Origin of the sequence: Neobacillus niacini (genome assembly GCF_019749295.1) — a bacterium.
Taxonomy (GTDB): Bacteria; Bacillota; Bacilli; order Bacillales; family Cytobacillaceae; genus Neobacillus; species Neobacillus niacini_D.
Genome location: NZ_JACWFG010000005.1, coordinates 210,136 through 225,969 on the forward strand (window position 1 = coordinate 210,136; position 15,834 = coordinate 225,969).

At 39.9% G+C, this 15,834-nt stretch carries 9 protein-coding genes; 8 read left to right on the forward strand and 1 reads right to left on the reverse strand.

Annotated elements, in window-relative coordinates:
• The first annotated feature begins 1 nt into the window (after position 1).
• The gene (ppdK, locus tag H0184_RS09925) at positions 2-2,671 is read left to right on the forward strand and encodes a pyruvate, phosphate dikinase (protein WP_221823906.1); all 2,670 of its coding nucleotides are present in this window, start codon (positions 2-4) and stop codon (positions 2,669-2,671) included.
• Between the two features lie 65 nt (positions 2,672-2,736).
• Here ppdK and H0184_RS09930 read toward each other — a convergent pair whose 3' ends face one another.
• Positions 2,737-4,134, reverse strand: coding sequence for a PQQ-dependent sugar dehydrogenase (locus H0184_RS09930; RefSeq protein WP_221823908.1), 1,398 nt, complete (start codon positions 4,132-4,134; stop codon positions 2,737-2,739).
• 153 nt (positions 4,135-4,287) lie between these two features.
• Here H0184_RS09930 and H0184_RS09935 point away from each other — a divergent pair, with 153 nt between their 5' ends.
• The 7 genes from H0184_RS09935 to dacB all read left to right on the forward strand — a co-directional run bounded on the left by H0184_RS09935 (position 4,288) and on the right by dacB (position 15,420).
• On the forward strand, positions 4,288-4,479 hold the full coding sequence (locus tag H0184_RS09935) for a YbxH family protein (protein WP_221823910.1): 192 nt from the start codon (positions 4,288-4,290) through the stop codon (positions 4,477-4,479).
• Between the two features lie 74 nt (positions 4,480-4,553).
• A complete protein-coding gene (locus H0184_RS09940; RefSeq protein ID WP_221823912.1) occupies positions 4,554-7,130 on the forward strand; it encodes a helicase-related protein in 2,577 nt (858 codons plus the stop codon).
• Between the two features lie 124 nt (positions 7,131-7,254).
• A complete protein-coding gene (locus H0184_RS09945; RefSeq protein WP_221823914.1) occupies positions 7,255-8,298 on the forward strand; it encodes an ATP synthase beta subunit C-terminal domain-containing protein in 1,044 nt (347 codons plus the stop codon).
• 139 nt (positions 8,299-8,437) lie between these two features.
• Positions 8,438-9,781 carry a 3' terminal RNA ribose 2'-O-methyltransferase Hen1 gene (locus tag H0184_RS09950; RefSeq protein WP_221823916.1) on the forward strand — a complete coding sequence of 448 codons (1,344 nt, stop codon included), beginning with the start codon at positions 8,438-8,440 and terminating at the stop codon, positions 9,779-9,781.
• On the forward strand, positions 9,781-12,381 hold the full coding sequence (locus H0184_RS09955; RefSeq protein WP_221823918.1) for a polynucleotide kinase-phosphatase: 2,601 nt from the start codon (positions 9,781-9,783) through the stop codon (positions 12,379-12,381). Before H0184_RS09950 ends, H0184_RS09955 begins: the two co-directional genes overlap by 1 nt.
• 99 nt (positions 12,382-12,480) lie before the next feature.
• Entirely contained in the window at positions 12,481-13,746 is a 1,266-nt protein-coding gene (locus H0184_RS09960) for a glycosyl hydrolase family 18 protein (RefSeq protein WP_221823920.1), read from the forward strand.
• A 216-nt stretch (positions 13,747-13,962) separates the two neighbouring features.
• Positions 13,963-15,420, forward strand: a complete 1,458-nt coding sequence (gene dacB / locus H0184_RS09965; protein ID WP_221823922.1) for a D-alanyl-D-alanine carboxypeptidase/D-alanyl-D-alanine endopeptidase — start codon at positions 13,963-13,965, stop codon at positions 15,418-15,420.
• The last annotated feature ends 414 nt before the right edge of the window (positions 15,421-15,834 follow it).

Here is a 15,834-nt window from a genome sequence, read left to right on the forward strand (position 1 = left end):
GATGGAAAAATTTGTTTACTTGTTTCATGAAGGAAATGGAAATATGAAGGAAACGCTTGGTGGAAAAGGGGCAAATCTAGCAGAAATGACGCGTATTGGCTTACCTGTGCCATATGGTTTTACCATTTCAACACAAGCCTGTAATGCCTATTATGATGCAGGTAAAACTATTCCATCTATCGTTGAAAGTCAATTGTTAGGAGCTTTAAGCACCCTAGAAGAGAAAATGGGGAAAAAGCTGGGTGACCCGGAAAATCCATTACTAGTTTCAGTTCGTTCTGGTTCTGTATTTTCTATGCCAGGGATGATGGATACGGTACTAAACCTAGGTATGAATGATGAGACAGTTGTTGGTATGGGAAAATTAACCAATAATCCTCGTTTTGCTTATGATTCATACCGCCGTTTCATCCAAATGTTTAGTAATGTGGTCCTTGATATCAATACGTTTTATTTTGAACAATTATTAGAAGAAACACGCGAGGAAAAAGGATATAGTGCTGACCCAGAAATGACTGCTGAAGATTGGAGAGAAGTCATTGAAGGGTACAAAGGGATCGTTAAAAAGCATACGAGAAAAGAATTTCCTCAAGATCCGAAGGAACAGTTAATTCTTGCCATTAACGCGGTTTTTAATTCTTGGAATAATCAGCGTGCCATTGTATATCGCCGCTTAAATAAAATTCCAGATCACCTCGGAACAGCCGTTAATATTCAAAGCATGGTGTTCGGTAATATGGGGAATGATTCAGGGACAGGAGTGGCATTTACTCGAAATCCTTCAACTGGTGAGCATGTACTTTATGGAGAGTACTTAATTAATGCACAGGGTGAAGATGTAGTTGCTGGTATTCGTACACCACAGCCAATTCAAACTTTAAAGGATGAAATGCCAGCTGTTTACAAGCAATTTGCTGAAACGTGTAAACGTCTTGAACAGCACTATCAAGAAATGCAGGACATTGAGTTTACGGTTGAACGTGGTCAATTGTTTATTCTTCAAACGCGTCATGGAAAGCGTACAGCACAAGCTGCGATTCGGATTGCGGTTGAGATGGTTGAAGAAGGAATTATTGATAAGAAGACTGCCTTGCTTCGTGTCGATCCAGATCAATTAAATCAGCTCCTACACCGTCGAATTGATGATAAATATGAACGGACATTATTGGCGAAAGGTCTGCCAGCTTCTCCAGGTGCGGCCACTGGTCAAGTCGTGTTTGATGCAGATGAAGCAGAGGAACTCGGTAATACTGGTAAAAAGGTCATTCTCGTTCGTCCTGAAACAACTCCAGATGATATTCACGGAATCGTGGCAGCTCAAGCAATTGTAACTAGCCGCGGTGGTATGACAAGTCACGCTGCAGTGGTGGCTCGTGGTATGGGTAAAGCATGTATTTGCGGATGTGATGCCCTGAAAATCGATGTAAAAGCGAAACAATTTACAGTAAAAGAGAAGGTTATCAATTATGGTGATGTAATTACCATTGATGGTTCGACAGGAGAAATCATGCTGGGGGAAATTCCAATGATTGAACCGCAGCTTTCCGATGAGTTCCAGCTTTTACTTGCTTGGGCAGACCAAGAAAGAAAAATCGGGGTTCGTGCGAATGCTGATAATCCAGAGGATGCCGGGAAAGCTTTTGAATTTGGTGCAGGCGGCATTGGATTGTGCCGTACTGAACATATGTTTATGGATTTAAAACGGATTCCAATCGTTCAAAAAATGATCTTAGCTGAAAGCTATGGCGAACGTAAGGAAGCTCTTGAAGAGCTATTACCGATGCAGCAAGGTGACTTTGAAGGAATTTTTGAAGCTATGCAGGGTCTCCCGGTTACAATTCGTTTATTAGATCCGCCATTACATGAATTTTTACCAGATAAGGAAGAGCTATTAGTTGAAGTAACTAAGCTGCAAATCCTTGATCCTGCTTCACCTGAGCTGAAGAAAAAGGAATTGCTATTGAAAAAGGTCCGCCAATTAGATGAATACAATCCAATGCTTGGTCATCGCGGATGCCGTCTCGGTATGGTATATCCTGAAATTTATGAAATGCAGGCAAAAGCAATCTTTTATGCTGCTGCTAAGCTTGCTGACAAAGGGATGAAAGTTCAACCTGAAATCATGATTCCTCTCGTTGGTCATGTGAATGAGTTAAAACAAATGCGCCAGCTTGTGATTGATTCAGCTGAAAAAGTTCAAGAAGAAACTGAAAAGCAATTTGAGTATACAATTGGAACAATGATTGAAATACCACGTGCAGCCATTACCGCTGATCAAATTGCACTAGAAGCAGATTTCTTCTCCTTTGGTACCAACGATTTAACACAAACAACATTCGGATACAGCCGTGATGATGCAGAAGGTAAATTCCTTCAAAACTATATTGAAAATAAGGTGCTAGCTGATAATCCGTTTGCTGTCCTAGATCAAGACGGTGTAGGTAAGTTAGTAGAAATGGGTGTACGACTTGGCCGTGAAGCAAAGCCAACACTAAAAACAGGTATTTGTGGAGAACATGGCGGCGAAAAGACATCTATTGATTTCTGTTACAAAACGGGACTTGATTATGTAAGCTGTTCACCTTACCGTGTGCCATTAGCTAGACTTGCTGCTGCACAAGCGACCATTCGTCATGAGTCCAATAAAAAAGAAGTGTATACGACAGCTTAATTTTAGATTATATATGAAAAAGCATATCCATTTGTAATTGGATATGCTTTTTCACTGTTTACAAGTCACGGAACAATTTCAAAAATAGTACCTTTGTGTAGGTCGGTCACTTTCATAGAACCATAGACTCCTAAATATAGTTTGGATTGGTCGAGATTACATCCCAAACCAACGTAATAAGCAGACTGGGTTCCGAAGTCATAATTGGTATTAATTACACTAAAATCATTTTGTTTTCCATCTGGTCTTACTGTGGTAAAAGCTAAAGCCCCTCTTGTCTGGGGTTGAGATTCTTTCCGGGCGAGATCGGTAAACACAACACTTCCGGTTAAATCAGGTATGCTATTGCCCATATAGGCTTGCACTCCTGTAAGTGCCGTTCCGCTAAATTTTTCAGGTCTTGGATCTTTATGATAATAACTAGTTAAAGGGTGAAGACGTCTTACTGATGTTTTTATAGCCTCATCGTAGTAAACAATTATTTTCTCATCTGAATTTTGATTTGTAGAGCAAGCCCGCGTCTTGGATGTTGGAGAGGCACCTTCCCACCCTCTCCAGCCAAAGTTAATCATCCCCTCTGGTTCGGAATTTATGTAAGATGGTTGAGTAAGTTGAGTTACCGGGATCGGTTTATACTGTCCAAATGAAAAAATCGCTTCTTCCAAATCCTGTCCGACATTTCCTGCATATTTAATATACTGATGATAAAACCTTTGATATGAAATGCCTGATATATTGCGAACACCTTTTGCTATAACAGTAAGTGTTTCCTGAATAGGAACAGGAAGTTCATTAAAACGTGTGACTGCGGGTGGATTAGAAAGGATTGTATTCATATCTACATCAAGTTCAATTATCTTTCCGGCGATTTCCATATTATCCTGACTTAAATTAAAAGGATCATACCCTGAACCGCCATCTCCTGTTGTTAAAACTAGTTTTCCTGTTTCAGGTGAAAAGTTTAAGCTATTGACACCATTATGATTTGAAAATGGTCTTCTCAAGTTAATTAATGTCCGACGTTTTTGAGGTTGACCATTTGATTGTAAAATCCATTCTTCCACTGTATCAATATGGTCATATTGAGTTTCTCTTTTAGTCCACCTAAGGTGTAAAGTTGTGGGATCACAAGGATCAGGTTTAAAAGATTCAGGAAGAGCACCTGGACCTTGTGATCCAGCTGCTGAATAGTGAAGATAAAATAGCCCGTTATAAAAAAATTTAGGATGAAACGCCAGCCCAAGTAATCCCCGTTCGTCATACCCGCCAGTTGCACCTAGTTTTATTATACGGTGGCGAATGTCCAAAAAAGTTCTTACCACTCCGTTTCCTATGTAAAAAATCTCCCCTGGCTGAGTTGCAATAAATAATCTCTCTATTGAATCACCAGGCAGTATTGCCGTTTTAATAACAGTGGGTAAATTTATCTTACTAACAACGGGCCGCAAACGAACTTTAACCACCTAACTTTTCACCCCTTCTGAGTACATTTTTCCTATAAGAATATGACTAAAACTTTTCTATTAGTACCGATTATGGATTGAAGTGCCACTTTTAGGAGATTAACGACTGAATAATAGTAAATACTAAAAAAAACTCAAAAAAAGGAGAATATTATGGGAGCCATTGAACGAAACGGATTTCGCTTTGTACCCGAATATAGTGTCAGTCATCAAAATGGTGCGATTCATGTCTACAACAAGGATCGATTAATAGAAGAAATTCAATTCCAGTTTTCAGGAGACTTTCCTGAACTTGATCAAATTGAGGATTTAGTTGATGAATATTGCAATAAACGTGAAATTTAGGGTTCGAATATTCGTTCGATTTCTTGTTTTTTGATATACTATAACAGCAATAAAATGGAAAAGGAGGGAAAAAGTTGAGTAAATTAAACGCCATTTACCCTCAAGCGATCGAACATACCAAGAATAAGGTAATCGAAGATATGAACCACTACTTAGAGACAAAAGAAAGTCTGCCTTCTTTTGAACAATATTTAAATGATCGTGGACATTATCTTGAGCAAATTTGGATTAATGTTTGGTTAAATAAGGTCACCAATGATGTTCCAAAGAATGAGAAAAAAGAGTATTTACGGGAAAAAGGATTTGAGGTCCAAGGTGTCGACCGCAAGCTTATTAATAAACTCTTTCGGGATGAAATGAGAGAATTTCAGCCCTTTCAAATTGTGGAATGGACCAAGAAAACTTTTGCAGATCATGATGAGGAATGGGAACAAAGATACCATCAAGCGAAAGCAGCTTATATAAAAAGACAAGAAGTATCTCGTCTTGAGGAAGCAAGGCATACTATACGCACAATGATAGAAGATACTGCGGGGGATTTACTTGAGAAGGAATATGCGCAGTTTTATCTATACGTTCGTCATTTTACTGCCAAGCAATTAGCTGCAGATATCAAGAATAATGTGAAATTTAAAAATGTTGACACCTTTGCACTGGAAGAGAAATTAGAGGATGAAGGTCATTTTAACCCAGAATCCTACACAACAGTAGGTAAGTTTTTTGAGGAATTAACGGGAGATATTCATAAAACGGTCAACTGGGGAAGAAGCCTCTATGAATATCAAACCTATTTTTTTGTGTACGAAAGCTTAATTTCAGACTACCTATCAGAAATGATTCCACAAAGAGTGCTTGAGAAGCTTCCGGCTGAAATGAAAAAGCAATATGAAGAGACGTTCGGAGAAAAACTTTCAGCTTCTTTCATAAAAGGCAGCATTACTCAGCTTCTTTATGAGGTGGAAGACTATTTTGTTGAAGATATACAAGACGAGTACCTATCTGATTTATTGAAAATTGCTGATATTCCATTTGACTTCACCGTACATCAGGAAATTTTTGAAAAAGACTTTGCTGATAGAGAACGTAAGAAGGCTGAAGAAGAGGCTGAATTACAAAGAAAAAGAGAAGAAGAAGACCGAATGATGGAGGATATATTCGGCCAGGAATACAATCCATCGTTAGGAAGACGGGTTTCTTATGTCCTTCATATTGGGGAGACCAACACAGGGAAGACGCACCATGCTCTTGAGCAGATGAAGGAAGCAAACAGCGGCTTATACTTAGCCCCGCTTAGGCTTCTAGCGCTGGAGGTTTATGATAAGTTAAATGCTGAAGGGACTCCTTGCTCGTTAAAGACAGGTGAAGAAGAAAAAATCGTACATGGCGCGAATCACTTTTCATGCACAGTGGAAATGTTCCATGAAAAAGAAAACTATGATGTTGTCGTTATTGATGAAGCACAAATGATTACAGACAAGGATCGCGGTTTTTCTTGGTATAAGGCGATTACAAAAGCAAATGCACGTGAAGTCCATATAATCGGTAGCAGAAACTCGAAACCAATGCTTATGCAGCTGTTGGGAGAATCGAACATAACAATCCACGAATACAGCCGGGATACCCCTCTTGAAGTGGAATCAAAGGAATTCCATATTAAACATGTAAAAAAAGGAGACGCTCTTATTTGTTTTTCTAGGCGACGCGTCCTTGAAACAGCTTCTAGGCTCCAAAGTGATGGTCATTCTGTCAGTATGATTTACGGCAGCATGCCGCCAGAAACTAGAAAAAAGCAAATTGAGCAATTCAATAATGGAAGAACAAAGGTCATTGTAGCAACCGATGCAATTGGTATGGGCTTAAATCTGCCCATCCGCAGGATTGTGTTTCTGGAAAATGAGAAATTCGATGGAACGAGAAGGCGTTTGTTAACCTCGCAGGAAGTGAAACAAATTGCCGGACGTGCAGGCCGTAAAGGAATATATGATGTGGGGAAAGTTGCTTTTACAAAAGACATTAGAATGATGAAGAAATTGCTTAATCAAGAAGATGAGCCTGTTCATACATTTGCAATCGCTCCAACCAATTCTGTATTTGAGCGGTTCCAACGTTATTATCGTGATTTAGGAACATTCTTTGAGCTTTGGGGGAAATTTAACAGCCCGCCAGGAACAAAGAAAGCTTCATTAACAGAGGAGCGATCACTTTACAATTTGATAGCCGGTACAGAAATAGAGGCGCGTTTACCGTTAATGGATCTATATGGATTCCTGCACCTTCCTTTTTCAAAAAATGAACCGGCCTTAACAAGACAATGGGAAGATACCATGTATGCAATTATCCAAGGGACACCTCTTCCGGAGCCGCCATACAAGGAACGAAGTTTAGAGGATCTTGAGTTAGCCTACAAAGCGCTCGGCTTGCATCTGCTTTTCTTGTATAGATTAGGAGAGCGGACGGAGGCGATTTACTGGGAACGGCTGCGCGAGGAAATGAGTGACAAGGTTCAAGATAAGTTAAAAACGGATATTAGGAAATTTGTGAAAAAATGTAAAAACTGTGGTAAAAATCTTCCGTGGGATCACTCGTTTCCAACTTGTGACGCCTGCCATAGTGCTAAATATAGAAGAACTCGATATGCAGATGATTTTTAACGATATGAGATCCATTCATATCGTCTTTTTTACGTTGTGAGGAAAAATAATTACGTCTTAGAGTAATTTTATGTTGCGTTTTAAAGTAATATAAATTACTATATAAAGTAAGGAGGTGAAAATAATGGAAAACCTAAGATTAAATGTTCCATTATTGCGGAGAAGGGTGCCCAACCTGACAAGTGCTGCACGTGAAGTAGGGCTGCGGCCGGCAACCGTAAGCAATTTATGTACGGGGAAAATACCAGTGGGACGCGCTGAAGTCCGTACAATCGCAGCTTTAGCAGAATTAGCACAATGTAGTCTAGATGAATTGATATTAAGAGGGGAGAATGTAGAGATGATTGAAACGAAAATTAAAGCGTTGGATTTGTTTGCACCAATTGTAAAGGGCGGAACCGTGGGACTTGTTGCTCGACCAGGTATGGGGCAGCTGGTGGTATTGGCGGAGTTATTTTATCGTTTTAAGAGAGAGGGGTACTCAACGGTTTTATTAAAACCAGAAAATGATCACCCCGAGTTAGAGGACATTCTTGAGGATACAGAGATTGTTGCTGAGACCATTGAAAAGGCCATCGCTGAAATGTCTGTAGTTGGAAAAAGTAAGGAGATTATTTTCGTTGCCGACCGTTCACATGTATTAACAGGGGAAATCTATGAGCTTCAGGAAAAGTTACAGGATCTTGATATTAAGTCAGTTACAACCTTTTTACTTGATTTAAAGGGAGCCTCAGTGGATGAGGACCTGCCGTATGGACCGCTAGAAACACTTTGGCAGTTTGACATGGATCTAGCAGTAAGACATCGTTTCCCTGCAGTAAACCCAATCTACTCTACATCTTCTGTGTTGGAAGGTGCACATCTAGAACAAACTCACCTTACGATTCAACAAAAAGCCCAAAAGTTATTACGCCGTTACCGTGAATTACGTTCTCTCGTCAATGTAAAAGGCATTAACGGGATACCTTCAACTGAAATAGAAACATTTCATCGAGGCGAGCGGTTAGAAGCATATTTAACACAGCCATTCTATGTCGCCGAAACCTTCACTGGAATAAAAGGTGAAGAGGTAAGTCTTAAGGATACAATAAATGACGTTAAGAAAATTTTAGACGGGGTCGTAGATTCAAAGGAAATTGCGTCCCTAAATTTTATTGGAACGATTTAATTCATAATTATTTTCATGGTAGGACGTAACTGAATGGAGTTACGTCCTTTAAAATTTTATCTAATAAAATTTCTAAAATATCCCTTTTTATGTAATCATATTAGATAAGAGAAAACTATAAGGAATTGGAGTGCAAATTATGCAGCTTTCATTAACGGTAAGGGGCTCAAATGCGGATGTGGTTTCTTATCTAATCGCGAAGAATCCTAATAACCCATATGAACGGGATGAGAAAGGCTTTAAGGTACGCCTGGTTTATCCTAAATTCTCAAAGGAAGAAATTCAATTTGTTATCTATGTAAAGCCCGACCCGATTGATTTAGTACGCAATTCATCCGATTTATATGATATTACTCATTACATAAATGACCGCGAGTTTGCTGTCAGCAGCTTATTTATCACTACCATCCGCAAGGCGTTAGGGACCGCTTTAAATGGTAAGCCGGATGAAGAATATCTAGAATGGGTGGGTCACGAATTCGAGATTGAGCTTTCATTTGGTCCAGTGGCAACGGATTTGAGTGACAAGGAGATTGCTGATTTGTTTGAGCCCATCGGGTACAGAGTGGAAGTTGAGCGCGGAGTCAGTACGATTCGAGAAGTAAGCTCAGCTCGATATGTCACTCTATCAGGCAGGCAAAGCGTTCAGAATGCATTAAAGCATATATCCATACTCATTCCTGTTATCGATAACTATAAACATTATTTTTTAGATGAAAGAGAAGTTGAAAAGCTTGATCGATACGGAGAAGGCTGGCTTGAGGACCATCCATTGAAGCAGCTAATCGTTAAACGGGCACTCCGTTTTAATGCATTAATTTCACAATCACAATTCTATGAAAAGAAACAACGAAACTCAGGCTATGATGAGAGTCCGAAGGTTCGCTTAAACGATCTTCGTTATGAACACATATTAAACTATATAAAAACGCTGCCCGAGAAAGAAACAATTGTGGATTTAGGGGCTGGGGAAGGTCGACTCTCGGTACAGCTGGGTTTCTTAGAAGGTGCTAAAGAGATTCTCTCCATTGAGCCTTCAAACAAATCTCGAATCCGGGCCATTGAGCGCTTTCAACAAGTGAATACCAATGAAGGGTATGTGGAACCACAGTCATTATCAGGATCTTTATTTTACTTTGACAGCCGCTTACAAAATAAAGATGTAATTGTGTTATGTGAAGTTATTGAGCATATTGAAGAGGATAGGCTCCCAAAAATCTTTGATACGATCTTAAATGATTACTGTCCAAAGACACTAATTGTGACGACACCAAACCAGGAATATAATGTGCTTTATGAAATGGATGATGAAATGCGTCATGACGATCATCGCTTTGAATGGACAAGAGCCCAATTTGTTCAAAATGTTGAATCATGGACCGAACAAACTCCATATCAAGTGAGTATTCAAGGTATTGGAGAAGAGCATGAGGCATACGGTCATCCTACACAAATGGCAATCTTCAGAAGGGAGGGGGAATAATGACAACCATCCATTTACCGCACGGAGGAATCGTCCTGCTAGTCGGTCCCTCTAATACTGGAAAAACTACCTTATTAAATCAATTGATACAAGAAGAACAAATTCTCGCATCTGAAGTGGTAAGTTCTGATCAGTTCCGGGTCCTTGTCAGCGATATTGAATTTATTAGCTGGAACGGCCGCCCAAAGGATGAAAGTGAAGCGCTGTTTCAAGAATATCAGCAAATATCAAGTGCTGCGTTTGATGCAATGGACTATGTAATTTCAAAGCGCTGCCAACTAAATAAATTAACCTTCATTGATGCTACCCATTTACGTGAGGAAGAGCATGACAAATATCTGGAAATGGGGAAGAAATATCATATCCCAGTAATCGCAATGGTTTTGAATATATCAGAAACGGAATTGCTAAGGCGGGATATGGAGCGGACTTTTCCTCGGGGCAGAAATCGAATCAAGCAGCAGTATCAACATTTTAAAAATACGCTTCGCTTCATTAAAAAGAAGCCCTATCGCCGTGTGTACATGCTTGGAGAAGATGAACTTCAAGTGCTAAATGTAAAGCGTCTAGAACATCCATTATATATTGATGTTGAAAATGGAATCGATTTTATCGGGGATATTCATGGCTGTTTTGAAGAATTCCTTGAAATTCTAATCAAACTTGGATACAAGGAAGACGATGAAGGATATTACATCCATCCAGAAGGCAGGAAAATTCTTTCATTAGGAGATGTATTGAGCCGGGGACCGAGGTCTATACAAACACTGCAATTTTTCCATAAGCATGTTACAGCAGGACATGCCTATATGATTGACAGCAACCACGGCTGGAAAATTGCCCGCTGGCTCGACGGGAAAAATGTAAAGTTGGCTCATGGTGATGAAAATGTGGCTGCTGAGTTTGAAGAGTATGAACAAAAATATGGCAGTGAAGCTAATCAGGTGTTAAAGGAACAAATAAAAGAATTACTTTTAGAAGCAAAGTCACACTATATCATTCAAAAGAATGGCGTGAATGCAGTGGTAGCAGTTCATGCCGGCATCAAGGATCACTATATCGGAAAGCAGTCTCACCAGATTTCTGATTTTTGCCGGTACGGCGATAGTGAGGGACTCGATGAATATGGTAAGCCCATTCGAAAAGATTGGTCCATATCTCATAAATCAAGTGAACTCATTCTTTGGGGACACGATCCAAAGCCCCAGCCTTTATTGGTCAACAATACACTAAATATTGACCAGGGAGTGGTTTTTGGAGGCAGTTTAACTGCTTACCGCTATCCAGAAAGGCAATTTGTTTCGGTTATAGCAAAACAAGATTATGCAAATGTTCCTGACAATCCATTGAAGGAATGGGAACGTAAAAGGCTGGCACCCCCGAATATCATGAAGTTCCTAGACGGTTATTCCGTGTTAACGGAACAGTACGGTGAGATCATGATTTATGATGATGGCGTGAAACCGGCATTAGATGATTTATCTCATTATACCGTGCCGCTTGAGGAGATCGTCTATCTTCCGCCAACAATGAGTCCGACACCAAAAACCTCCCGACTAGAAGGGTACCTGGAGCATCCGATGGAAGCTTTTGATTATTATCAAGCGAATGGTGTAGAAACGATGGTAGTCGAAAAGAAGCATATGGGCAGCAGGGGAATTTTATTTTTATTTAGAAATAAAGATATTGCTAAGGAGTATATTGGCAGAGAAACATTAGGAACCATTTATACCCGGACAGGCAGGGCATTTTTTCAAAAAGAATTGCAAGATCAAATTGTAAGTGTTTTGAACGAGGATTTAGTGAAGAGTGGTTATTTCGAGAAATACAATACAGATTTCGTCTTGCTTGATGCAGAAATTCTGCCATGGAATTTAAAGGCGAAAGATCTTATTTTAAACCAATATGCACATGTGGGTGAGACGGCTCTTCTAGACCGGAAAAAGTTAAAGGATTTACTTCAACAGGCATTTGAAAGCGGCAGGGATGTGTTGAACTGGATTCAGGAAGTGGATGCAGGAATTGAAAATGCTGAAGTATTCAATGAAGTGTATCAGAAATACTGCTGGGAAACGGAAGGATTGAATGGAATTCAAATTGCACCATTCCACACATTGGCTCACAGCTCGGAAACATTTTTTGATAAGCCGCACACATGGCATATGGAGAAAAATAAAGAATTCAGTGAGATTTCTAGGTTGTTTTTAGAAACGGAATACCTAATTGTACAGGATGAAGCCTCTATGAAGGGTGCAATTGATTGGTGGGAAGAAATTACGGAGGATGGTCATGAAGGATTTGTTGTCAAACCCGTGTCGTATGTTACCCGCCACAGAGGTAAACTGCTGCAGCCTGCGATAAAGGTAAGGGGCCGAAAGTATTTGCATATCATTTATGGAATTGATTATCTGCTTCCTGATAATTTGTCGCGGTTAAAGAAACGAAATGCAGGCAAGAAACAGCGTAATGCATTGAAGGAATTTTCTCTTGGAGTCGAGGCTGTTAATCGATTTGTCAAAAGAGAATCATTAGAACGTGTTCATGAATGTGTGTTAGGAATCTTGGCATTAGAGGCTGAACCAATCGACCCCCGATTATAGTGGGACAAACGAACTGGAGGACCCAGTTCGTTTTTTTCGGTTAAGAGCAATATTCCTAGTAATATCCCCATATGATGGTTATAAAAGGAGTGTGAGAGTATGAGTGTTCATGTGGTGAGTACCGGAGAAAATTTGTGGGCAATTTCCAATAGGTACGGAATACCAATGAAAAGCATTGTAGAGCTAAATGGACTTCCGGCTGATAGTTCGCTTGTCCCAGGTCTAGCCTTATATATTCCGGACAACCAGCCTCCAATCCGCTCCTATAAAATAAAACCAGGCGATCAGTTTTGGGAAATAGCTCAGAGGTTTAATACTGATGTTTCAACGATTTTAGGAGCAAATCCTGGGGTCAATCCAAACCAACTTATTATTGGCCAAATCATAAACATTCCCTCAAGAATAAAATTAAAAATCGCGACACTAGGGTTTCTTGTCCCATCAGGTGGGAGTGCTGTTCTTTCGTTATTAGATTCATTCGCCGGACAATTAACGTATTTAGCGGTAGTGGCCTATTCGTTCACGGCAGAAGGATATGCTTATAACGAGATTGAGGATACAGCGATTGTGGCGAGGAGTAAACAATTAAACATCACACCTCTATTGATGATTCGTAATTTTACGGGAGTAGATTTTAGTGCAGAGCTGGCAGGGCATGTACTGGCGAACCCAGTCTATCGCAGGAATTTGGTTCAAAGTATTGTGAATTTAACAAGGCAGAGAGGATTTGGCGGTGTCTCTATCGACTTTGAATTTATCCCGCCGCCACAGCGTAATGATTTTAATTTATTTTTAAGAGAGTTGAAGACTGCCTTGGGAGATTTGATTCTGCATGTGAATGTGCATGCGAAAACGGAAGATTTACCAACGAATCGGATTGTCGGGGCCTACGATTATGCCTCAATCGGGAGCATTGCGGACATCGTGGCCGTGATGACGATTGATTATGGATATCCAGGCGGACCACCGGATCCAATCGCACCAATATGGTGGATAGAACAGGTTGTTCAATACTCCCTTACTCAAATCAATCCTCGTAAACTACAAATTGCGATGCCGCTTTATGGCTATGACAAGGTTGTCGGGACAAACGTTACCCGTGCCATGTCAGTGGTCTCAGCCCAAAACCAAGCCATTTCAACAGGATCACCGATTCAATTCGACCAGCATTCCATGTCCCCATGGTACCGGCATTGGAGCGCAGGGGTAGAACAGATTGTTTGGTTTGAGGATATTAGAAGCTTCATAGAAAAATATCGGCTAATCGATGTGTACCAGTTATCTGGGACTACATTTTGGCAAATCAGCCTGCCCGCACCGCAGAATTGGGCTTATTTGAGTAAGAATATTGCAGTTTCGAAATAAGGTAATTATCTTATGTGGGCATCGCGGATATATTTAGATTAACGCTGATATAATTTATTAATCGCGGATATAGTTGATTTAACGCGGATATATTGTCCAGCAACGCGGATATATATTTTTTTGTGTAAAAATAGCGAGAAAACTTTATTGGAAAATGGAAAAAAGTATGTTTTTTGGGAAAGACTTTATGAAAAAAGGGAAAGTTGGAAAAGAATTTTGCTGAAAAGACTGAATTTATTCGTGCTAATTATTTTAATTGCAGGATTAATCCCACAATCACATCCAGTCCATGCTGAAAATAATCTAACTCAGCTGTTAAATGAACTGCTTATTAAAGATCCCGATTTACAGGGGGCTATTGCAGGAATCAGCATACGTTCTGCGGATACCGGTGAAGTTATATATGATCATTTAGGAGATGTCCGCCTTCGTCCTGCTTCTAATATGAAGCTATTAACAGCGGCAGCAGCATTATCTGTTTTAGGGGAAGATTATACTTTCAAGACGGAGATACTCTCTGACGGAGCAGTCAAAAATAAAACACTAAGGGGTAACCTCTACCTAAAGGGGAAGGGTGACCCGACACTCCTCAAAGAAGATTTCAATAAGTTGGCGGATGAAATAAAGAAACTCGGCATCAAGAACATAAATGGCCATTTAATTGGCGATGATAGCTGGTATGATGATGTACGATATTCGGTGGATTTACCTTGGAGTGATGAACAAACCTATTATGGAGCACAGGTTTCTGCATTAACTGCTTCACCTACAAAGGACTACGATTCTGGCTCTGTCATGATTGAGGTGAAACCTGGACATAACAAAGGTGATAAGGCTGAGGTAAAGGTCACTCCTGATACTGACTTTGTAAAAATAATCAATCAAACTGAAACGTTGCCTGAAGATGGGGACAAGAAACTTACTTTTGAGCGGGAACATGCAAAAAACACGGTCACTATAAGGGGCACCTTGCCAGTCAAATCCAAGGTTGTAAAGGAATGGATTGGTGTTTGGGATCCTACGCGATATGCATTAACCCTCTTCAAACAATCACTCGCAGAAAAAGGAATACATCTTACCGGAAAGATAAAAACGGGGCAAACTCCAGAAGACGCTGAAATCTTACATACCCATAGTTCGATAAAACTTTCTGAACTACTCGTACCCTTTATGAAGCTGAGCAATAATGGCCATGCAGAAATTCTGGTAAAAGAGATGGGGAAGGTTGTAAAAGGGGAAGGCAGCTGGGAAAAGGGTTTGGAGGTCATGGAAGCAGAGTTAATCAAATTAGGGATAAACCCAAAATCGTTGGTGTTGAGGGATGGATCAGGCATTTCTCATGTCAATTTAGTACCAGCTTCTCAGCTGTCACAATTACTATTCACAGCCCAGCAGCAAAGTTGGTTTCCGGCCTTTCTTCAATCCCTGCCTATCGCAGGTGCTCATGAAAAAATGGAAGGCGGTACGTTACGCCACCGGATGAAAGGTCCTTTAGTAAGAGGGAAGGTACTTGCGAAAACGGGAACCATTTCTACCGTTAGCACTATTTCAGGCTATGTTAACACTAAAAGTGGACAAAACATGATATTTTCAATCATGTTAAATAATCTAGTGGATGACTCAAAAGGAAAGAGTATAGAAGACAAATTAATTACAGTAATAGCCAATCAATGATGAGTTGTAATCGTTTAGATACAACTCTTTTTTCTGTTGATATGTCATTATTCATTGTTGACTTTCGTGCAGGGTGAGAATTCATAGGCGGAGAATTTCCGGCTATTGTTTATAGAGGAACCTTAAGAAGCAGGTTTAAGCGGAGATATTCCGATTAACTTCTATAAATAAGACAAATTACAATGATTTTGATACAATAAGCGGAAAAACTCCGCCTATTTTTAAGGAAATATGGGTATTTCCCAATTTAAACGGAAAAACTCCGCCTATTATCCAATCTCAGTGAATCAACATTCAGTCTTAACAGAGCCTTTCTGTTAAATATAGATTTATTTCTAAAGGTACACAAGGTTGTAAAAAGGTAAAAAGGCAGCTTGCTGGCTGCCCTAGAATGTCCAATTTATATAAAAGATG